Origin of the sequence: Gemmiger formicilis, assembly GCF_018784445.1 — a bacterium.
Taxonomy (GTDB): Bacteria; Bacillota; Clostridia; order Oscillospirales; family Ruminococcaceae; genus Gemmiger.
This window is the reverse complement of sequence record NZ_WQOH01000052.1, coordinates 290317-308809: the sequence shown is the minus strand read 5'-3', so window position 1 is coordinate 308809 and position 18493 is coordinate 290317. Positions and strand designations below refer to the sequence as shown.

The window sequence follows — 18493 nt, the reverse complement described above, 5'->3', positions numbered from 1 at the left end:
GCCCCGGAGCCGGATGGCGGAGGGGCCTGCGTGTGGATTCTTAACTTGTCTCTTTGTTCTTCGGTGAACGCCCTGTATCAAAACGTATAATTCACCGCTGCGGATTGATGATTTCGCGCCAATCCAAATCGCCGTGCTCCAGGCCGTGAATCAGAACCTCGGCGGTGGCAATGTTGGTGGCGACCGGGACGTTGTGTACGTCGCAGATGCGCAGCAGGTTCATCTCGTTCGGTTCGCTGGGTTTGGCACTGATGGGGTCACGGAAGAAGAGCAGCATGTCCACTTCCTCGCAGGCGATGCGCGCCACGATCTGCTCGGCACCGCCGTGACCGCCGGGCAGAAACTTTGTCACCTTCAGCCCCGTGTTCTCCTCAATCAAGCGGCCGGTCGTGCCGGTAGCCAGCAGACGGTGCTGCTCCAAAATATGGCGGTAGGCCATACAAAACTGCACCATCAGCTCCTTTTTGGAGTCGTGGGCTATCAATGCGATCGTCATAGAAAATGCCACCATCCTTCGCAGCAGAATTACAAGTTAAAAGGTAAGCGGAACGCGCTGTCCGCACAAACGTTTTGCCATAGCCTGTCCGGCCGCCACGGCGGGGTCGCCCGCAGGCGGCACGGTGCCGTTGGCCCCGGCCAGCTGCAGTACGCGGCTTTCGGGTATCACGGCCAGCAGCTGGGCACCCACGGTGTCAATGCACTCATCCAGGTCAGCCACAGCGGCGTTTTTGCCAAAGCTCTCGCGCCTGACGCGGTTCATCACCAGCCGCACGGCGCTCTGGGGGCGTGCCCCGGCCAGCAGCCGGTCCGCCACAATTTTGCCGTCGCGCAGGGCGACCGGGTCAGGGGTCAGCACCAGCAGGGCCTTGTCCGCCACGGCGGCGGCCGCCGTGAACGGCGCACCCATCCCGGCGGCGGTGTCCAAAATCACAAAATCGAAATAGGGGCGCATGGCGACCAGAAGCCGCCCCAGGGGCGCAGCATCCACCGCGCCGCCTTCATAGGGGGCACTGATGACCGACAGCCCGGGGTAAAGCGGGCTGGGCACAACGGCCTTGGCCCCCTCGCATCGGCCGCAGAGGACATCCTCAATGTCATAGACGGTGCGGCCGTAGACGCCTGCAATAATGTCCACGCTGCGCAGACCCGAATCCAGCTCAATGAGCAGGACCTTCCGCCCCAGCCGCGCCAAACAGGCCCCCAGCAGCACCGAAACCGTGCTTTTGCCGGTGCCGCCCTTGCCGGAGCAGACCATGATACACTGTGCGTTCATGTCGGCTCCCTTCCGCAGTTGTGCAACACTATCTCCCGTATATTCTAGCACATTTCCGGATGAACTGCAACTGGCTTTTTGTCAGAAAAGGACACCTTCTTTTTGAAGAAAATCACGATAAGGTATACTTTTTGATGCACAAATATGGATAAAATGCACAAGGAATGGCGATGGGCTGCGAAAAAATGGAAACGTTTCATATCCCGAACACGGCGTCCAGCACCGCCCGCAGGATGGGCGCGGCGTTGGCCCCGCCCCCACCGTATTCCAGCACGACGGCCACGGCGATCTGCGGGTCGTCGGCGGGCGCGTACCCGATGAGCACCGAGTTGACATAGTGGCTGCCGCCAGGTAAAGTGTCAGCCAGCTGCGGACTGCCCGTTTTTGCAGCGCAGACGACCGGGGCCTCCCGCAGCACGCGGGTCGTCTGGGCCATCCGCTTCATGCCGTCCCGGATGGGGCCAAACACGGCCTCGCCGCCCGGCACGGCGGTGAAGGTCGGTGTGTACTGCCACAGCGTCTCGCCGGTGGCGGCGCTCACGGCGCGGTCGGCGTAGTGCAGGGCGGGGCGCTGGCCGTAGTTGGCCAGCGTGGCGGCGTAGGCGGCCAACTGCAGCGGCGTCACGGCGGTGTTCCCCTGCCCGATGGCTGCCATCAGCGTAAGCCCGGCCTGGTAGTTTCCGTCGCTGGACCAGGTCAGACGGCCCCGGGCTTCGGCGACCTCAACCCCGGTGGGGGCGGCCAGGCCCAGCTGCTGCGCCATGGCGGAGAAAGTATCCACCCCCAGCCGCCGCCCGACATCGTAAAAAAAGATATTGCAGCTGTGTTCCAGCGCGGTGCGCAGGTCGACCGGGCCGCTGTGGCCGTATTGCAGGCAGCCGGGCTGGTAGCCGTTGTAAAAGCCGTACCGCCCGGTGCAATTCACGGTGGCGGCAGGGTCAATGCCTGCAGTCAGCGCGGCGGTTGCCACGGCGGGCTTGAAAGCCGAACCCGGCGCATACAGCCCCTGGGCGGTGCGGTCCAGCAGCGGCGCGGCGGTGTCAGCGGCAAGGACCGCGTAGTCCGCACGGCAGGCGTTCAGGTCAAACCCCGGCACGCTGGCGGCGGCCAGGATGCCGCCGGTTTTTACGTCTACGACCACGGCGGCCCCGGCGCGGCACTCCCGCCCGGCCCCGGCGGCCTTGGTGGTCTGCAGGGTGTGGATTTGCAAAATCAGTGCGTCCTGCAGTGTTTTTTGCAGGGAGCTGTCCACCGTCAGCACCAGCGCGGCCCCGGGTACGGCCTGCCGCAGCTGCGCGGTGCGGCGCACGGCCCCGTCAAACCCGGTGTTGATGAGCACCCGCCCATCCTGCCCACGCAGCAGGTCGTCGTAGGCGGCTTCCAGCCCGCTCTGGCCGATGACGGCATCCATGGCCAGGCCCCGCGCTTTGGCGGCGGGCCATTGCGCGGCGGTGATAGGGCCGGTCAGGCCCAGCGCGTGGGGCAGCAACGTACCGCCCATCCAGCTGCGCACGCCCCGGGCGGCGGGCCGCACCGCGCCGCTCTGCACAAGGCCCGCCGTGTAGAAGGCGGTCAGCATATCAGCATCCGCGCCCCGGGCTACGGCCAGCTCCCCCGCCGAGGCAGCAGAACAAAAGGCAGCAAGCTGTGTTTCCACATCCTTGCTGCCTGTCAGGGTCTCTATGTTTTTTACAGTCTCGCGCAGGTCGGTCCCCGGCGGGGCCGGGATGCGCAGGTATAAATCGTACACGGTGGTGTCCCGGGCCAGCACCACGCCGTTTGCGTCGGTGATGACGCCCCGTGCGGCGTGCTGGGTTATGGTGTAGCTGGCCGAACTGGCCTCGGCGGCTTTGTCGGCGTAGTAGTCGGCGCGGGCAAACTGCATCCAGGCCAGCCGGGCAAAGAACGCCGCAAACACCGCGCCGCACACGACGGCCAGCACCGCCACGCGCAGACGGCGGCGGTGGGCATTTTTGCGGTTGGACATGGAATCACCTCGAAAAATATAGACGGATTTATGGGGCATTAGCCCGCGAAAAATACATATTTATTGTACGCAATTTTCGACGAAAAAGCAATTACTTTTTCACGAAATAGACGCTGGCGCACAAATCGGCGGTATCGGCCAAGGCGGCGCTGGCGGTCAGGCCGTCGGCGTCGGGCATAGGTGCGGTGGCCAGCGTGCCCAGCCAGTCGCCGCTCGGCGTTGTTACGACGTCCCCCGCCGCTAACCCGCAGTCGGCGGGCAGACCGGTCAGCTGCCATGTCCCCGGTGTGACTAGCCCGGCATAAGCCCCACACAACCCGGCAGTCCGGACCAGCGCCACGGTGCAGGTGTCGCCGTCCACGGCGGTGACGATGCCCGCATACCGCCCGCCTGCGTCCAGCACGGCGGCCCCGGACACGGCCCCCGGACAGGCCAGCGTGAAGCCGCCCACGCCCCGGGCAAGGACCCGCGCCGGGGCCACAGCGGCGCTGACCCGCCCGCACCCGGCCAGCCGGCGCAGGGCATCGTTCTCGGCCAGGGCATCGGCACTGCGGGCAAGCTGCTGGTGCAGCGTGAAATTTTCGGTTTGCAGCGCGTCGATCTGCGCCGTATACCGCGCCCCGACGAATCGGTCGATAGAAGCAGCCGTGCCCGGTACAACAGCGGCCAGCCACGGCCCAGCCAGCAAAACGGCGGCCAACACCAACGGCAGAAGCCACCACCGCCGACGCCTGTGGGAATGCGAAAGATCCAGCTGCACAAACATCACCCCAAAGCAGAATATGCCTTGCGGGAGGGGGTTAGACTTTGGTATAATAGAAAACAATGATAAAAGGATGTGGGAGCGATTCCATGAAACCAAGTGAGGTCAACCCTATGAAATATAAACTATTATTACTCGATATCGACGGTACGCTGCGGCCGGGCAGCTGTGAGCGTGTACCCAGGGAAAATGCCGAGGCCGTCTGCGCTGTGCAGAAGGCGGGCGTTAAAATCGCTATTGCCACCGGGCGCGGGCGCATCGGTGTGGGCAAGGGTCTGCTGCGCAGCATTCGGCCGGACTACTGGGTCTGCGCGGGCGGTGCCCAGCTGGTGGACTACAAGGGTGCGGATCTGGCCTTGCACCGTCTGACGACCGAGGAAATGTACGCCCTGGTGGACTTTTTTGAAAATTACGACCTGCCGCTGCGGTTCACCTTCCACGATGCGAACCACGCCTATATTGGCTACGAGGAGTTCGCCCGGCGCGAGCGAGAGAAAAACCTTGCGCTGAACATCGTGGACGGAGAGGATCAGGACCATCACCTGACGGAAATGCCCTTCGGCGCGTTCGGCTTTTTGCCGCAGGCGATGGCCGAAAAATTCCAGGAACAGTACGGCTACCTCGGGCTGAACTTCCTCTTCTCCTACCCCGGCAGCGACGGCTGCGATATCCTGCAAAAGGGCATCGACAAGGGTACCGGCCTGTTGGAACTGGCTAAGCTCGCAGGGCTGGACCCGGCGGACTGTGTGGCCGTGGGTGACGGCGATAACGACGTCGCTATGCTGAAAGCGGCAGGCCTGGGCATTGCCATGGGCAACGGCAGCGCCGCCGCCAAGGCTGCTGCGGATCGCACCGGCCCAGACGCTGAACCCCACGGCATTGCCGAGCTGTGCCGCGAACTGTGGCCGGAGGCGTTCTAAGATGGCCGGGTACACCCACGTCGGCCCCGGGCTGCCGCCGCTGCACGGCGCCCGCGCCAATGCGCTGATTTTAGGCAGCTTCCCCAGCCCCAAAAGCAGGGAGCAGGGCTTTTTCTACGGCCACAAGCAGAACCGCTTCTGGCCGATGATCGCCGCCGTGACCGGGGAGCCTGTACCCGATTGGGCCGACATCGAGGCGAAGAAAGCTATTATTTTGAATCACGGCCTGGCCGTGTGGGATACCATCGGTGCCTGCGATATCAAAGGCGCGTCGGATGCGTCCATCCGCAACGCGGTTCCCAACGATGTAGCTGCGCTGATACGCAAGCTGGGCGTGCAGGCGGTGTTCTGCAACGGCGCGGCGTCGGGGCGCATCTATGCAAAATATGCCGAGCCGCTGACCCACCTGCCCGCTACCGTGCTGCCCAGCACCAGCCCCGCCAATGCCGCATGGTCCCCCGCCCGCCTGCAAGCCACCTGGGGCGCAGCATTGGAACCATTTTTGCAGCTAACCGGTTGCAAGTGAACGGATTTTGTTCTATAATAGGTATATATTATATTGGAGGGACTGTTGCATGACCAACTGGCTGGAAAAAACCAAACGCCCGGTGCTGCCCATCTATCTGGCGGCGCTGGTCTGGCCCATTATGGCGCTGGTGCTGCCCATCTACACGCTGGGCGGGCTGATCGCCACGACGGTCATCAGCGCGGGCGTGTACATCGCGGGCACAAAACTCTGCCCCGTCCGCGTCGTGCGGGTGCCGGTCGCTTACGCCACCGGCAGTGAGGACGTGGACGCCTTGCTCAACGGCGTCACCGCCAACCTGGATGCCCTGCACAAACTGAACGACGAAATTCCCGACAAGCAGCTTTCCGACGCGATGGACCGCATGGAAAAAGCGGGCCGCAGTATTGCGGACACCGTGGCAAGGACCCCGGACAAAGCGCGCAATGTCGATCGTTTTGCCCGCTACTACCTGCCGGAGATGGTCAAGCTGATGGGCGCTTACGCCGAGCTGGAAAAGCAGGGTGTCAAGGGCGATAATGCTGCCCAGATCGAAGCTGACCTGCGCCGCAACGCCGATACCACCGCCGCCGCCTTTGAAAACCTGCTGGACGCGCTGTACAGCGCTGAGGCAATGGATATTTCGACCGACATCGAGGTACTGGACAGCATCCTGAAAAGCCAGAACCTTACGAAATAAAAGTATATGCAGAAAGGACAAACGACCATGGCTGACCTGAACAATGAACTGGATCTGAACGCCCCTGTTGCCCCTACCCTGACCCTGGACTCCGCCCCCGCCGCCCCGACGCTGACCCTTGACCCCGCCGCTGATGAAAAAATCGTCGAGGAAAGCAAGAAGGCAACTCCCGTGCAGGTGGAGGATACCCCCCTCTCCCCTGAGGAGCAGAAGATGGTCAACGATTTTGCCGAAAAAATCGACCTGACTAACTCCCAGATGGTCTTGCAGTACGGTGCCGCCAGCCAGAAAAAGCTGAGCGACTTCTCCGAGACGGCGCTCTCCCGCGTCAAGACTCAGGATATGGGCGAGACCGGCGAGCTTATCACCGGCCTGATTGCCGAACTGCAGGGCTTTGACGCCAACGCCGAGCAGCCCAAGGGTATTCTGGGCTTCTTCAAAAAGACGTCCAACAGCATCGAGCAGCTCAAGACCCGCTATGACAGCGCCGACAAAAACGTCGAGCGCATCAAGGCGAAGCTGGAAGATCACCAGGTCGTCCTGATGAAGGACATTGCCATGCTCGATAAGATGTACGAGTACAACCTCGTCTACTTCAAAGAGCTGACGATGTACATTCTGGCCGGCAAAAAGAAGCTGGCCGATGTGCGTGCCAATGAGCTGAAAGCCGCCCAGGAGAAGGCCCAGCGTACCCAGCTGCCCGAGGATGCCCAGGCCGCCCGCGACCTGGCCGATATGTGCGACCGCTTTGAGAAAAAGCTCTACGATCTGGAGCTGACCCGCAACGTCTCCATCCAGATGGGCCCGCAGATCCGTCTGATCCAGTCCAACGACACGATGATGGCCGAGAAGATTCAGACCACCATCGTGAACACCATCCCCCTGTGGAAGAACCAGATGGTGCTGGCCCTGGGCATTGCCCACAGCCAGCAGGCTATGGCCGCCGAGCGCGCTGTGACCGACGCTACGAACGAGCTGCTGAAGAAGAACGCCGCCACGCTGAAACAGGGCACCATCGATATCGCCAAGGAGTCCGAGCGCGGCATCGTGGATATCGAGACCCTGCAGCAGACGAACAAGCAGTTGATCGAGACGCTGGATGAGCTGAACAAGATCCGCGCCGACGGTAAGGTCAAGCGCGCCAACGCCGAGCAGGAGCTTGGCCGCATTGAGGGTGAACTGCGCCAGAAGATGCTGGAGATCAACGGCTGAGAAGCTGCGTTGTAGGGGGCGGCGTCCCAGACGCCCCGCAAATTGGCACACGATTTCCGGGTGGTTGTAGGGCGGGCCAGCCCTCTGACCGCCGGGGAGGGGTCAAGACCCCTCCCTATATGCACAGCCATCCCGGGGCAGAGTATGTAGGGGCGAACATGGTTCGCCCGCGCCGAGAATGGCAGACGACCGTTTTCCATAACCGTGCGGGCCGGGTATGCCGGCCCCTACGGTGCAATACAGGTATTTGCAATGCAACTTGAACAACAGGAAACCTTTACCATCCATGGCCCGCAGCTGGAAGTGCTGGGCGAGGTCGAGTCAAAGCTGCCCGCCCCGGCCAAAAAGCGCAGCACGGCATCGGTCGTGCTCGTCGCGCTGGCGCTCGTGTCGGTGTTTGGCATCGGCGGGGCAAAGCTGAAAGGAAAATACAACGATACAGCGAAGCTCTACACCGCCATCGACAAGTACAACAACAGCATCCAGACCGATTTTGGCACCCAGGTGGACGCGGCGGCTAACCTCATCAAGCAGGTCGGCTACCTAGAAGACGCCCCGACAGAGGCCCTGCAGGACGCCCGGGTCGCGCTGGAAGTCTGGAACAACACGGCAGCTGACCCCGCCGCCCAGTACAACGCCAACCGCGATTTGTATAACGCAGTGGATGCGCTGTACGCGGCGGTCAATAATAAAGTGGACGCCAGCACCCAGCAGGCCATCAACAACCAGTACAACGCCTTTGTCTCGGCCCAGGCCACCATTGAACGCGCGGCTGCGGCCTACAACCAGTCGGTGGAGAGCTACGAGACGACGACCGCTCAGTTCCCCGCCAATGTGATTTCCGGTATATGGGGCGTGCGGGAAATTTCCCGATTTGCACCCCAATAAACCACAATAACAAGGGAAAATTATGAAACTGAAAACATTTGCCAAACGCGCGGCGGCTGCCGGTGCGGTGGCGGCGGCGCTGGTGCTGACCGCACTGCCCGCCCTGGCTGCGCCCGCCGTGGATGTGGATGCCAAAAACCCGGTGGCCGACCACGCAAATATTCTCTCGGCGGATACCGAGGAATACATCTACGCTATTTCCAGCCAGCTGTCCGATGCCTGCGGTGCGCAGATCGGCGTCTACACGGTGGAGGAAGCGCTGGGCAACACGACGATGGAAGGCTTTGCCTACAACGTCTTTACGGCCTGGGAGCTTGGCTCGGCTGACCAGGACAACGGTGTACTGCTGCTGTTGGCCCCTTATGAGGCAGACGGCGGCGACTACTACATCATGCGCGGCACCGGGTTGGAAAGCCGCCTGAGTGTCAGCACGCTGGGTTCGCTGCTGGATGAATATCTGGAACCCTACTGGGCAAAAGGCGATTATGACACAGGTACGCAGAAAACCGTGCGGGCGCTGGCCGATAGGCTGTGCAGCATCTATGGCGTGACGCTGAGCAGCGATACCGGCAGCACGACGTACCGGACAGGACCGAACATTATGAGTATGATTCTTGTAATTTTTGCCGTTATCCTGATTCTGTGGATCGTCTCGGTGCTGCTGCGCCCGCGCCGTCCACGCCCGCCGCGCGGCCCCGGATATGGCCCCGGCCCCGGCGGCAATGCGGTATTCTGGTACGGCGTGGGCCGTGCCTCCCGGCGTCCGCGCCGCCCGCCGCCCCCTCCCCCGCCGCGCGGTGGTGGGTTTGGCGGCCCGCGTCCCGGTGGCGGCCCCAGGCCCAGCAGCCGTCCTTCGGGTGGGTTCCACTCGGGCGGCGGTTTCAGCAGCGGCGGCGGTGTAGGCCGCAGTCGTCCCTCCGGCGGCTCGCGCCCCTCGGGCGGCGGGTTCCGTTCCGGCGGCGGTTCCACCCGCGGCGGCGGCGTGGGACGGCACCACTAATGTAAAAAGCTTTTCCCCGAGGGGCTGCGCCCGCAGGCGCGTGTCGGAGCGCAACCGCCGTAGGCGGCTCTTAGCGCGTAGACTGAAGGTGGCCTGCAGGGCCGGATGAGGGGCGGCTTCCCCGCGAACGAGGTGTAACGGCAAGGTTCGCCCTCATCAGTCGCCTTCGGCGACAGCTTCCCCCTCGGGGGAAGCCTTTTTTGTAAATGAAGGAGGTTTCCTATGCCCAAATTTGCAGTCATCACCGGGGCAAGCTCCGGCATTGGGGCCGAGTTTGCGCGCCAGCTTTCGGCACGCGGGTATAACCTGCTGCTGGTGGCCCGCCGCGCGGACCGGCTGGAAAAACTGTCCGACCAGTTGACGACGGTCTGCGAGATCATGACCGCTGACCTCTCGAAGAAAAGCGAGTGCCTGCGGCTGGTCAAGGCGCTGGACGACCGCCGCGTGGATCTGTTCATCAACAACGCGGGCTTTGGCGACTGCGGGCCGTTTTTGCAGACCGATTTAGACAAAGACCTGGATATGCTGGCGCTCAACATCCGCGCGGTACACATCCTGACGAAAAGAATCGGCCAGAAGCTTTACAAGCAGGGCTTCGGTGCGCTGCTGAACGTCGGCTCCTGCGCGGGGCTGATGCCTGCCGGGCCGTATATGGCGACCTACTACGCCACGAAATCCTACGTTGTCAGCCTGACCAGCGCCTTAGCCCAGGAGTTGCGCGAGGCCCACAGCCCGGTGTACGCGGGCTGCCTCTGCCCCGGGCCGGTGGATACCGAGTTCAACGCCGTAGCCAACGTGGAGTTTGCGCTGCGGGGCATCACGCCGGAATACTGCGTGCGCTGTGCGCTGGACGGCATAGCCCGCCGCAAGACGGTCATTGTGCCCAGCCCGCTGGTAGCCGCCGGCATGACGCTGGGCCGCTTCCTGCCGCGGCCGGTGTATATCAAGATCGCTGCCCACCAGCAGCGGAAAAAATTGTATAAGCGATAAAAAATCGCGGCTGCCCGGGAAAAGGACAGCCGCGATTTTTGTTTTGTTGTAGGGGCCGATGCTTGCATCAGCCCGCAAAGGCTTCCCCCTCGGGGGAAGCCTTAGTTCAGTTTCTTCCCAAAGAACTCCAGCTCCGGTTTGATGATGCTCATCAGGTCGTCGAACTGGTCGGGGGTCAGGCTCTGGGCACCGTCGCTCTTGGCCTTGGCCGGGTCGTTGTGCGTCTCGATCATCAGACCATCCGCGCCGACGGCCACGGCGGCCTTTGCCAGATCGGGCACCATGAACGCGATACCCGCCGCATGGCTCGGGTCGATGACGACGGGCAGATGGGTCATCTTTTTCAGCATAGGTACGGCGGAAATGTCCAACGTGTTGCGCATGCTCGTCTCAAAGGTGCGGATGCCGCGCTCACACAAAACAACATTGGGGTTGCCCTCGGCCATGATGTACTCGGCGCTCATGACCAGCTCTTCCAGCGTCGAGGACAGGCCGCGCTTCAGGAGCACCGGCACGTTCAGCTTGCCGACGGCTTTGAGCAGCTCAAAGTTCTGCATATTGCGTGCGCCGATCTGGATCATGTCCACCTTGGCGTCCAGGAACAGCGGAATATGCTCGTTGTTCATCAGCTCAGTCACGATGGGCTGGCCGGTGACCTTACGGGCTTCCTGCAAAAGTTCCAGACCCTCGGCGCGCAGACCCTGGAAGCTGTACGGGCTGGTGCGGGGTTTGAACGCACCACCGCGCAAGATGCTGGCCCCGGCGGCCTGCACGCGCTGGGCCACATAGGTGATCTGCTCTTTGCTCTCGACGCTGCAGGGACCGCTCATCACGGCAAAGTAGCCGCCGCCCATTTTGTGCCCGCCCACATCGACAATCGTGTCGTCCGGATGGAACTTGCGGTTGGCCTTTTTGTACGGCTCAGACACGCGGCGGCAGGTCTCGACGACCGGGTTTGCCAGCACCCAGCTTTCAGCAAGGGCCTTGGTGTCACCAATCAGGCCCAGGATGTGGGTGTCGCTGCCGACGGAGTCGTTGATCTGATACCCCATGCCGTTCAGTTCTTTGCAGAAGGCTTCGACTTTTTTGGCGGGTGCGTGCTGTTTCAATACGATGATCATGGTGGGTTCTCCTGTCTTTCCTATCTAATACACGATGGATTTATTTCAATGACGGTATTCTAACACTTTAAAGCGCTAAAGTCAAGCCCCCTTGCGAAATTTGTTTAGGGGTTATATAATAGGAACGCAAAGGCTTCCCCCTTGGGGGAAGCTGTCCGCGAAGCGGACTGATGAGGGGCGGCCTTGCCCATTATTGCCCAACAGAGGGTTGCCAGGAACACGCGCCCCTCATCCGGCCCTGCGGGCCACCTCCCCCCAAGGGGGAAGGCAAAGAGAAGATAAAGAGGTTGCCAATATGCCAAAAGAAGCAAAAACCAATGCAATGCGGATGCTGGAACGGGCGAAGGTCGCCTACTCCGCACATGAATACCCCCATGAGGAAGGCCAGGCTGTGGACGGCGCGAACGTGGCGCGGCTGACCGGGCAGGACCCGGCCAAGGTGTTCAAAACGCTGGTCACCCAAGGTGCGGACCGCAATTATTACGTCTTTGTCGTGCCGGTGCTGGCCGAGTTGGACCTGAAAAAGGCTGCCAAGGCCGCAGGCGTCAAGAGCGTGGCGATGATCCACGTCGCCGACATCAACAAAGTCACCGGCTACATCCGGGGCGGCTGCAGCCCGGTGGGCATGAAAAAGCAGTTCGTCACCGTGTTTGACGAGAGCTGCCTTGCCCAGGACACGATGCTTGTTTCCGGCGGGCGCATCGGCACGCAAATTGAGTGCTCCCCCGCCGACCTTATCAAGGTCACGCGCGGCAAAACGGCGGCCATCACCCAGGAGCACGACGCATGATGCGGCTGGACAAGTACCTGGCCGAGCGCACCGGCATGACCCGCAGCGAGAGCCGCAAGGCCGTGACGAAGGGACGCGTGATGATTGACGGCGCAGTCTGCCGCAAGGCGGACACCCAGCTGGACGAGCACACCGCTGCCGTGGCGCTGGACGGTGTACCGCTGGCAGGCGCGTACCGGAAATACGTCTACATCATGCTCAATAAGCCCGAGGGCGTCGTCAGCGCCAGCCGCGACAAGAAGGATACGACGGTGGTCGATTTGGTGGCGGCGGACTTCCCCCGGCGGGAGTTGTTCCCGGCCGGGCGGCTGGACAAGACGAGCACCGGCTTTGTGCTGTTGACCGACGACGGCGCACTGGCGCATGATATCCTCTCCCCTGCCCACCATGTGAAGAAACAGTACGTTGTAACGCTGGATACCCCGCTGACCGACGCTATGCGGCGCGGCTTTGCTGAGGGTGTGACGCTGGCCGACGGCGAGACGATGGCCCCAGCAGGAGTGGAACCGCTGACCGACGACGGCCTGACCGTGCGTGTGACGCTGCGGCAGGGCGTGTACCACCAGATAAAAAGAATGTTCGGCGTGTATGACGCGGGCGTGAACGCCCTGCATCGCGAGAGCATCGGCGGCGTGGCGCTGGATGCTGCACTGGCCCCCGGCCAATGGCGGGAGCTGACGGAGGAAGAAGAGAAAAAATTGCGGCAGAAAGTGTGATTTCCACCACACGGTAGGGGCATGCCCGACCCCTACAACTCTATAAAAATAAATTCGGCCACTCATTTTTGAGTGGCCGTTTTTTTATTCATGCACATACACCGTTTCACTGGGGGTCAGCGTCACGGTAAAATCCATATCGCTGTAGTTGGAGAGCGTGACCTCGGTGTCCTCAGTCAGGGCGATGTGGCGGAGCGTATCGACATAGTCGGGGTCGCCGTAGAGCCATGCGCTGCAGTACATCGTGCGGGTATTCTCCATCGGCAGGACAAAGGAAAAATATCCGGTGCCCGCTGTGCAGGTCACATCGTAGACGCCGGGTTCGATGTCCTCGCCCACAAGCAGATACAGGCTGTCATCGCTGTCGCTGAGGGTATACGCCGCATCGCTGACCAGCGGATTGGGTGCGGTCTCGGTGGGCAGCGCATCGACCTGGGCGTTGCTGCTGTGGAAGTACAGCGTGCCATTGCCGCTCAGAAACAGCACGGTGCCTGTCGGCAGAGACACATCGTCCCGCTCACTGTCGCTGGCGTCATAGCCGTTGGAGGACAGATCCTCGTAGATTTCAACACCGTGCTCATCGCTGACGATGTGCAGGTCAATGGATGTATTGCTCTCGGCACACTGGATGGTGTAGGTGCCCTCGGGCAGATCCTGCCCTACGGTGTACAGGCCCGCAGTCAGGCTACCATCCCAGTCCGCACCCGCGGCGGGCACAGTGCCGCGCAGGTCGTCATAGGCGTTGCTGTCGGCCTCTATGGCCTGTTCTTCGGAGAATTCGGGAACGGGCTCGGAAACCGAGGAAAAGATTTCACGCTGCAGCAGGACCTGCAGCATGGGCAAAATCAAAAACAGCGCCACAACGATGATAAGCCACGCAACATTGGCACTGCGTCTGCGTCTGGAGGGTGCCTCGATGTGGTGCTCCACCCGGGCCGTGCGCACCGCGGGGCGCGGTGCATTGTGGCGGTCTGTGCCGCTCTCATGTACATGGGCGGTGCGCTCTTCCTCGTCGTAGCCGTCCACCTTGGGGCGGCTGCCGGTGGGCCGCACGCGGTGCAGCACATCCTCGCCGTTGACGCGGTGGTAGTGGGCGCTTTCGCCCCGCAGGGTGTAGGTATGTTCGGGCGGGATGGGCATGCCGCATTCCTCACATCGGCCATTGACGACCCGCCCACCGCACAGGCTGCATTTTTGCATGGTATCGCCTCCTCTTTCCACCATTATACAGGAAGCGACAGGAAAATAACAGGGGGTGGGGAAAATAAATGAAAAAAGGCTTCCCCCCTTGGGGAAAGCTGTTCGCGAAGCGGACTGATGAGGGGCAACGCGGCAAATATCGCCTATTTATATCTGCCGCACACGCGCCCCCATCCGGCCCTGCGGGGCCACCTTCAGTCTACGCGCTAAGAGCCGCCTACGGCGGTTGCGCTCCGACACGCGCCTGCGGGCGCAGCCCCTCGGAGGAAGGCTTAGGAGTTCTTTGCCCGCCTCGCGGCCGTCTTTTTATGCAGCTGCTCCGACAGGATAAACATCAGTACCAGCATGGCGAGCAGTGCCCACGGGTAGAGCTGCATCGTGATATTCTGCGCTAACACGCCGAAAAACGGCGACAGCATCGTCACGCCAACGTAGGCGGCGGCCATCTGGATGCCGGTCATCGCCATGCTCAGGTTTTTGCCGAAGTTGGCGGGCGTCTCGTGGATGATGCAGGGGTAGATGGGCGCGCAGCCCAGTCCGATGACCACAAGGCCCACCGGCAATACAGCGCTGCCCGGCAGAAGCAGCAGCGCAATACCCACGGCGATGAGTGTCTGCCCCAGACGGATCATCTGCTGGTCGTTGAATTTCATCGTCAAAAAGCCGCTGAAAAACCGCCCGACCGTGATGCCCAAGTAAAACAGGCTCGCCCAACTGGCGGCGGTCGTCGCGTCCAGCCCGCGCACCAGTGTGCAGTAGCTGGCAGCCCACATACCGGCCACGGCCTCCAAACCGTTGTATAGCGCAAAGCAGCACATCACTTCCGGCACGCCGGGCACTTTCATCAGCTGCGGCAGGGTGCGATGCTCGAGGGTAAAATCCTCCCCTGCCCCGGTATCGGCGGGGGTCTGCCACAGCGGCAGGCTGAATATCAGCACAGCCGTCAAGACGATTTGCAGAATCGAGATGATGCGGTAGCCGTTCTGCCAGGTGCTGCCCGCCAATGCCCAGCCCATGATGACCGGGCCGCCCGCCGCGCCGATGCCCCACATACAGTGCAGCCAGCTCATGTGGCGGCTCTCGTAGTGCAAGGCCACATAGTTGTTCAGTGCAGCGTCTACGCTGCCGGCGCCGAGGCCGTAAGGAATGGCCCACAAACACAGCTGCCAGAACTGTGTGCAGATGGAAAAGCCGAACAGTGCCACGGCGGTGGTGGCCACGCTCAGCGCCGTGACCCGCCCAGTGCCGAGGCGGGTGTTGAGCCGCTCGCTGGCAAGGCTGGACACGATGGTCCCGGCAGAAATGATCATCGATACGCCGCCCGCCCAGGCGACGCCCGCGCCCAGCTGCGGGTACATGGTGGGCCACGCCGCACCCAGCAGCGCGTCCGGCAGGCCCAGGCTAATGAAGGCCAGATAGATGATGGGCAGAAGCAGAGAAACCATAGTAAATACCTCTTGACTTTTTGTGATTGCGATACTATGATTATATCATCAAACGGTGGGAAATAAAGGCACTATTCCCGTGGAATTCCGGTATAATTTCGCCAAAAATGGAGATGAACAGAAGATGGCACTGTCTGTATGCAGAACGGTCATAGACGATTTTGCCCGGGAACTGCTGAAACATGGCACGGCAGCGTTCCCCATCGCCTGCTACCATGACGATTTGCAGACCGAGCCGGTCCCTTGGCATTGGCATGAGGAACTGGAAGTGCTGGTGGTCAGCGAGGGCACGATCCTGGCCACTGCTGCCGGGGAAAAATACCGCCTGGAAAAGGGCGAGGGGCTGTTTATCAACGCAGGCGTGCTGCACGGCGACTGGCCGCTGAACGCTGGGCCATGCCGCCTGCACAGCATGGTGTTCCACCCGCGGCTGGTGGGCGGCAGCCCGGACAGCGTTTTTTGGCAGAAATATTTGCAGCCGCTGCTGACCGACCCCAGCCGCCCCTGCGCCGTGCTGCGTCCCGGTGTGGAATGGCAGCGTGAGGCGATAAACCAGATGGAGCGGGCGTTCCGCGCGGTGGTCAACGAGCAGCCCGGGTACGAGTTCAAGGCCCGCGCGGCGCTGTCGGAAATGCTGTTCCAGCTGGTGAGCCACGCCCCGGCAGTGCAGGCGCTGCCGAAAAAAGCCCTGCGCAGCGCCGACCGCATCAAGACGATGCTGCAATTCATCCAGGAGCATTACGCCGAGGACGTGTCGGTGGAGCAGATCGCGGCCAGCGCGGCCATCAGCCCCAGCGAGTGCCTGCGGTGCTTCCATGACATGATCGGCACAACGCCGAACCAATACCTGAGGGACCAGCGCACCCAGCGTGCCGCTGAGCTTTTGTGCGGCACGGGGTTACAGGTGTCGGAAATCGCGGCGCAGTGCGGTTTCCAGGATGCCAGCTATTTTGCCCGCGCGTTTCGGCAGGTCTACGGCTGCGGACCGACGGAGTACAGGAGAAAGGCAAGGAGAGCGGGAGCGGTGTAGCGGGAAAAGCCCCTCAGGCCGGTTTCGCGGCCGGAGGGGGCTTTGGCACATTGCCGCTGTTACCAATAAAAAATACCGCTGTCAATTTCCTGACAGCGGTATTTTTATAAACCGATATTAGCCGTTATTCACGCGGTTCTTGATTTCATCAACAACCTTGGCGATGAAGGCATCCAGCTCCATCGTCGTGGTCTCGCCCTTGCGGTCGCGGACGCTGATGTTGTTGGCCTCGACTTCCTTCGCGCCCAGAACCAGCATATACGGTACGCGGTCAACCTGCTGGGCCTGGCGGATCTTGTAGCCAATCTTCTCGTTGGACTCATCCAGCACAACGCGGACACCGGCGGCCTGCAGCTTGGCGGCCACGTCCTTGGCGTAGTCCAGCGTCTTTTCGCTGACCGGCAGCACCTTGACCTGCGTCGGGGCCAGCCAGGTCGGGAAACGGCCCTTGGTCTCCTCGATCAGGTAGGCCATGAAACGGTCAAGAGAGCCGAGGATGGCGCGGTGCAGTACGACGGGGGTCTTTTCGCTGCCGTCCTTGTCCACATAGGTCAGGTGGAACTTGGCGGGCAGGCAGAAGTCCAGCTGGCAGGTGGACAGCGTGTACTCGGCACCGACGGCGGGCTTGACGTTGACGTCCAGCTTCGGGCCGTAGAACGCGGCCTCGCCGATCTCCTCGGTGAAGTGGATGCCCAGCTCGGTCAGGACCTCGCGCAGGGCGTTCTCGGCATGGTTCCACATAGCGTCGTCGTCATGGTATTTCTTCTTGTCAGCGGGGTCGCGCAGGGACAGAACACAGCGATAATCCGTGATGTTGAAGTCCTTGTAGACGTCGAAAATCAGGGCGCAGACGTTGGCAACTTCGCTCTTGATCTGCTCGGGCGTGCAGAACAGGTGGGCGTCGTTCTGGCAGAAGTGGCGGCCGCGCTCGATGCCCTTCAGCGTGCCGGAGGACTCATAGCGGAAGTCGTGGGCAATCTCGCCGATGCGGATAGGCAGCTGGCGGTAGCTGTGGGGCTGGTTGGCGTAAATCATCATGTGATGGGGGCAGTTCATGGGGCGCAGCACGTAGCTCTCGCCCTCCATCTCCATGGCGGGGAACATATTCTCGCGGTAGTGATCCCAGTGACCGGAGGTCTTGTACAGGTTCACCGTGCCGATGCAGGGGGTCATGACGTGCAGGTAGCCGCGCTCGCGCTCCTTGCCCTTGATATAATCTTCCAACTGCTGCCAGACGGTGTAACCGTTGGGCAGGAACATCGGCAGGCCGCGGCCGACGAGGTCGTCGGTCATGAACAGGCGCATTTCCTTGCCGATCTTGCGGTGGTCGCGCTCACGGGCCTCCTGCTGCTGCTTCTCCCAGGCATCCAGCTCCTCCTGATTGCGGAAGGCCACGCCGTTGATGCGGGTCAGCATCTTGTTCTCTTTGTCGTTCTTCCAGTACGCGCCGGACTGCTGGGTGATTTTAAACGCCTTCAGCGCCTTGGTGTAGGTCAGGTGGGGTCCGATGCACATATCAACGTACTCGCCCTGCTGGTAGAAGCTGAACTCGGTCTCGTCGGCCAGATCGGCCATATGCTCGATCTTGTAGTGCTCCTGGCGCTCCTCCATCAGCTTGACAGCCTCGTCGCGGGGCAGGATGAACGGCTTGATGGGAAGATTCTCTTTGCAGATCTTCTTCATTTCTTTTTCGATGGCGGCCAGGTCCTCGTCGGTCAGCTTGGTGTCGCCAAGGTCGACGTCATAGTAGAAGCCGTTCTCGGTGGCAGGGCCGAAGGCAAAATCCGCCTGCGGGTAGAGGCGCTTGATGGCCTGGGCCATGATGTGGGCAGCCGTGTGGCGCAGAACGTGCAGTTCTTCTTCCTGCGGGCACTCGGCAACGGTGCCGTCTTTGTAGATGATCTTCATGATTGTACGCTCCTTTTGCATTTGTGCAATAAAAAACGCTCCATC

The 18493-nt window shown here is 61.7% G+C and carries 18 protein-coding genes; 10 read left to right on the top strand and 8 right to left on the bottom strand.

The annotated features are described in order from the left end of the window. Positions 1-91 precede the first annotated feature (91 nt). The 4 genes from mgsA to GPK89_RS13950 form a co-directional block, all read right to left on the bottom strand. Positions 92-496 (bottom strand): methylglyoxal synthase, encoded by a 405-nt coding sequence (gene mgsA / locus GPK89_RS13965; RefSeq protein ID WP_215694045.1) that lies wholly within the window; start codon positions 494-496, stop codon positions 92-94. A gap of 36 nt (positions 497-532) precedes the next feature. Then, on the bottom strand, positions 533-1273 hold the full coding sequence (locus GPK89_RS13960) for an AAA family ATPase (protein ID WP_252261672.1): 741 nt from the start codon (positions 1271-1273) through the stop codon (positions 533-535). 196 nt (positions 1274-1469) lie between these two features. Then, complete coding sequence (locus GPK89_RS13955) at positions 1470-3260, bottom strand: peptidoglycan D,D-transpeptidase FtsI family protein (RefSeq protein WP_215694043.1); 1791 nt, start codon at positions 3258-3260, stop codon at positions 1470-1472. Between the two features lie 91 nt (positions 3261-3351). Further along, positions 3352-4020 carry a hypothetical protein gene (locus GPK89_RS13950; protein WP_215694041.1) on the bottom strand — a complete coding sequence of 223 codons (669 nt, stop codon included), beginning with the start codon at positions 4018-4020 and terminating at the stop codon, positions 3352-3354. 92 nt (positions 4021-4112) lie between these two features. Between GPK89_RS13950 and GPK89_RS13945 the strand changes: the two genes are divergently transcribed. The 7 genes from GPK89_RS13945 to GPK89_RS13915 all read left to right on the top strand — a co-directional run bounded on the left by GPK89_RS13945 (position 4113) and on the right by GPK89_RS13915 (position 10238). Beyond that, entirely contained in the window at positions 4113-4943 is an 831-nt protein-coding gene (locus GPK89_RS13945; RefSeq protein WP_215694039.1) for an HAD-IIB family hydrolase, read from the top strand. Between the two features lies 1 nt (position 4944). After that, positions 4945-5469: a DNA-deoxyinosine glycosylase gene (locus GPK89_RS13940; protein WP_215694038.1), complete on the top strand. Its 525-nt coding sequence runs from the start codon at positions 4945-4947 to the stop codon at positions 5467-5469. A gap of 49 nt (positions 5470-5518) precedes the next feature. Then, the gene (locus GPK89_RS13935) at positions 5519-6148 is read left to right on the top strand and encodes a 5-bromo-4-chloroindolyl phosphate hydrolysis family protein (protein ID WP_215694036.1); all 630 of its coding nucleotides are present in this window, start codon (positions 5519-5521) and stop codon (positions 6146-6148) included. Between the two features lie 27 nt (positions 6149-6175). Next, positions 6176-7360 carry a toxic anion resistance protein gene (locus GPK89_RS13930; RefSeq protein WP_215694034.1) on the top strand — a complete coding sequence of 395 codons (1185 nt, stop codon included), beginning with the start codon at positions 6176-6178 and terminating at the stop codon, positions 7358-7360. 252 nt (positions 7361-7612) lie between these two features. Beyond that, positions 7613-8248 carry a LemA family protein gene (locus GPK89_RS13925; protein WP_215694032.1) on the top strand — a complete coding sequence of 212 codons (636 nt, stop codon included), beginning with the start codon at positions 7613-7615 and terminating at the stop codon, positions 8246-8248. A 22-nt stretch (positions 8249-8270) separates the two neighbouring features. Next, positions 8271-9248, top strand: coding sequence for a TPM domain-containing protein (locus tag GPK89_RS13920; RefSeq protein ID WP_215694030.1), 978 nt, complete (start codon positions 8271-8273; stop codon positions 9246-9248). Positions 9249-9470: 222 nt separating this feature from the next. Then, complete coding sequence (locus tag GPK89_RS13915; protein ID WP_215694028.1) at positions 9471-10238, top strand: SDR family NAD(P)-dependent oxidoreductase; 768 nt, start codon at positions 9471-9473, stop codon at positions 10236-10238. Positions 10239-10339: 101 nt separating this feature from the next. Here the strand turns inward: GPK89_RS13915 and aroF are convergent, their stop codons facing one another. After that, complete coding sequence (gene aroF, locus GPK89_RS13910; protein ID WP_215694026.1) at positions 10340-11359, bottom strand: 3-deoxy-7-phosphoheptulonate synthase; 1020 nt, start codon at positions 11357-11359, stop codon at positions 10340-10342. 295 nt (positions 11360-11654) lie between these two features. Here aroF and ybaK point away from each other — a divergent pair, with 295 nt between their 5' ends. Both ybaK and GPK89_RS13900 read left to right on the top strand, forming a co-directional pair. Then, a complete protein-coding gene (gene ybaK / locus GPK89_RS13905) occupies positions 11655-12149 on the top strand; it encodes a Cys-tRNA(Pro) deacylase (protein WP_215694024.1) in 495 nt (164 codons plus the stop codon). Further along, positions 12149-12865 (top strand): pseudouridine synthase, encoded by a 717-nt coding sequence (locus GPK89_RS13900; RefSeq protein WP_215694068.1) that lies wholly within the window; start codon positions 12149-12151, stop codon positions 12863-12865. The genes ybaK and GPK89_RS13900 overlap by 1 nt, the downstream gene beginning before the upstream one ends. Positions 12866-12949: 84 nt before the next feature. On the opposite strand, the gene GPK89_RS13895 is transcribed toward GPK89_RS13900, so the two are convergent. Next, positions 12950-14065, bottom strand: coding sequence for a zinc ribbon domain-containing protein (locus GPK89_RS13895; RefSeq protein ID WP_215694022.1), 1116 nt, complete (start codon positions 14063-14065; stop codon positions 12950-12952). Positions 14066-14337: 272 nt separating this feature from the next. After that, entirely contained in the window at positions 14338-15510 is a 1173-nt protein-coding gene (locus GPK89_RS13890; protein WP_215694020.1) for an MFS transporter, read from the bottom strand. 124 nt (positions 15511-15634) lie between these two features. Between GPK89_RS13890 and GPK89_RS13885 the strand changes: the two genes are divergently transcribed. Beyond that, positions 15635-16540: an AraC family transcriptional regulator gene (locus GPK89_RS13885; protein ID WP_215694018.1), complete on the top strand. Its 906-nt coding sequence runs from the start codon at positions 15635-15637 to the stop codon at positions 16538-16540. 117 nt (positions 16541-16657) lie between these two features. Here the strand turns inward: GPK89_RS13885 and thrS are convergent, their stop codons facing one another. Then, complete coding sequence (gene thrS / locus GPK89_RS13880) at positions 16658-18448, bottom strand: threonine--tRNA ligase (RefSeq protein WP_215694016.1); 1791 nt, start codon at positions 18446-18448, stop codon at positions 16658-16660. Positions 18449-18493 lie beyond the last annotated feature (45 nt).

What these genes read in the sequence shown, in the direction of transcription:
- mgsA (WP_215694045.1), bottom strand. Translation starts at nt 496, where the DNA reads ATGACGATCGCATTGATAGCCCACGACTCCAAAAAGGAGCTGATGGTG.
- GPK89_RS13960 (WP_252261672.1), bottom strand. Translation starts at nt 1,273, where the DNA reads ATGAACGCACAGTGTATCATGGTCTGCTCCGGCAAGGGCGGCACCGGC.
- GPK89_RS13955 (WP_215694043.1), bottom strand. Translation starts at nt 3,260, where the DNA reads ATGTCCAACCGCAAAAATGCCCACCGCCGCCGTCTGCGCGTGGCGGTG.
- GPK89_RS13945 (WP_215694039.1), top strand. Translation starts at nt 4,113, where the DNA reads ATGAAACCAAGTGAGGTCAACCCTATGAAATATAAACTATTATTACTC.
- GPK89_RS13940 (WP_215694038.1), top strand. Translation starts at nt 4,945, where the DNA reads ATGGCCGGGTACACCCACGTCGGCCCCGGGCTGCCGCCGCTGCACGGC.
- GPK89_RS13935 (WP_215694036.1), top strand. Translation starts at nt 5,519, where the DNA reads ATGACCAACTGGCTGGAAAAAACCAAACGCCCGGTGCTGCCCATCTAT.
- GPK89_RS13930 (WP_215694034.1), top strand. Translation starts at nt 6,176, where the DNA reads ATGGCTGACCTGAACAATGAACTGGATCTGAACGCCCCTGTTGCCCCT.
- GPK89_RS13925 (WP_215694032.1), top strand. Translation starts at nt 7,613, where the DNA reads ATGCAACTTGAACAACAGGAAACCTTTACCATCCATGGCCCGCAGCTG.
- GPK89_RS13920 (WP_215694030.1), top strand. Translation starts at nt 8,271, where the DNA reads ATGAAACTGAAAACATTTGCCAAACGCGCGGCGGCTGCCGGTGCGGTG.
- GPK89_RS13915 (WP_215694028.1), top strand. Translation starts at nt 9,471, where the DNA reads ATGCCCAAATTTGCAGTCATCACCGGGGCAAGCTCCGGCATTGGGGCC.
- aroF (WP_215694026.1), bottom strand. Translation starts at nt 11,359, where the DNA reads ATGATCATCGTATTGAAACAGCACGCACCCGCCAAAAAAGTCGAAGCC.
- ybaK (WP_215694024.1), top strand. Translation starts at nt 11,655, where the DNA reads ATGCCAAAAGAAGCAAAAACCAATGCAATGCGGATGCTGGAACGGGCG.
- GPK89_RS13900 (WP_215694068.1), top strand. Translation starts at nt 12,149, where the DNA reads ATGCGGCTGGACAAGTACCTGGCCGAGCGCACCGGCATGACCCGCAGC.
- GPK89_RS13895 (WP_215694022.1), bottom strand. Translation starts at nt 14,065, where the DNA reads ATGCAAAAATGCAGCCTGTGCGGTGGGCGGGTCGTCAATGGCCGATGT.
- GPK89_RS13890 (WP_215694020.1), bottom strand. Translation starts at nt 15,510, where the DNA reads ATGGTTTCTCTGCTTCTGCCCATCATCTATCTGGCCTTCATTAGCCTG.
- GPK89_RS13885 (WP_215694018.1), top strand. Translation starts at nt 15,635, where the DNA reads ATGGCACTGTCTGTATGCAGAACGGTCATAGACGATTTTGCCCGGGAA.
- thrS (WP_215694016.1), bottom strand. Translation starts at nt 18,448, where the DNA reads ATGAAGATCATCTACAAAGACGGCACCGTTGCCGAGTGCCCGCAGGAA.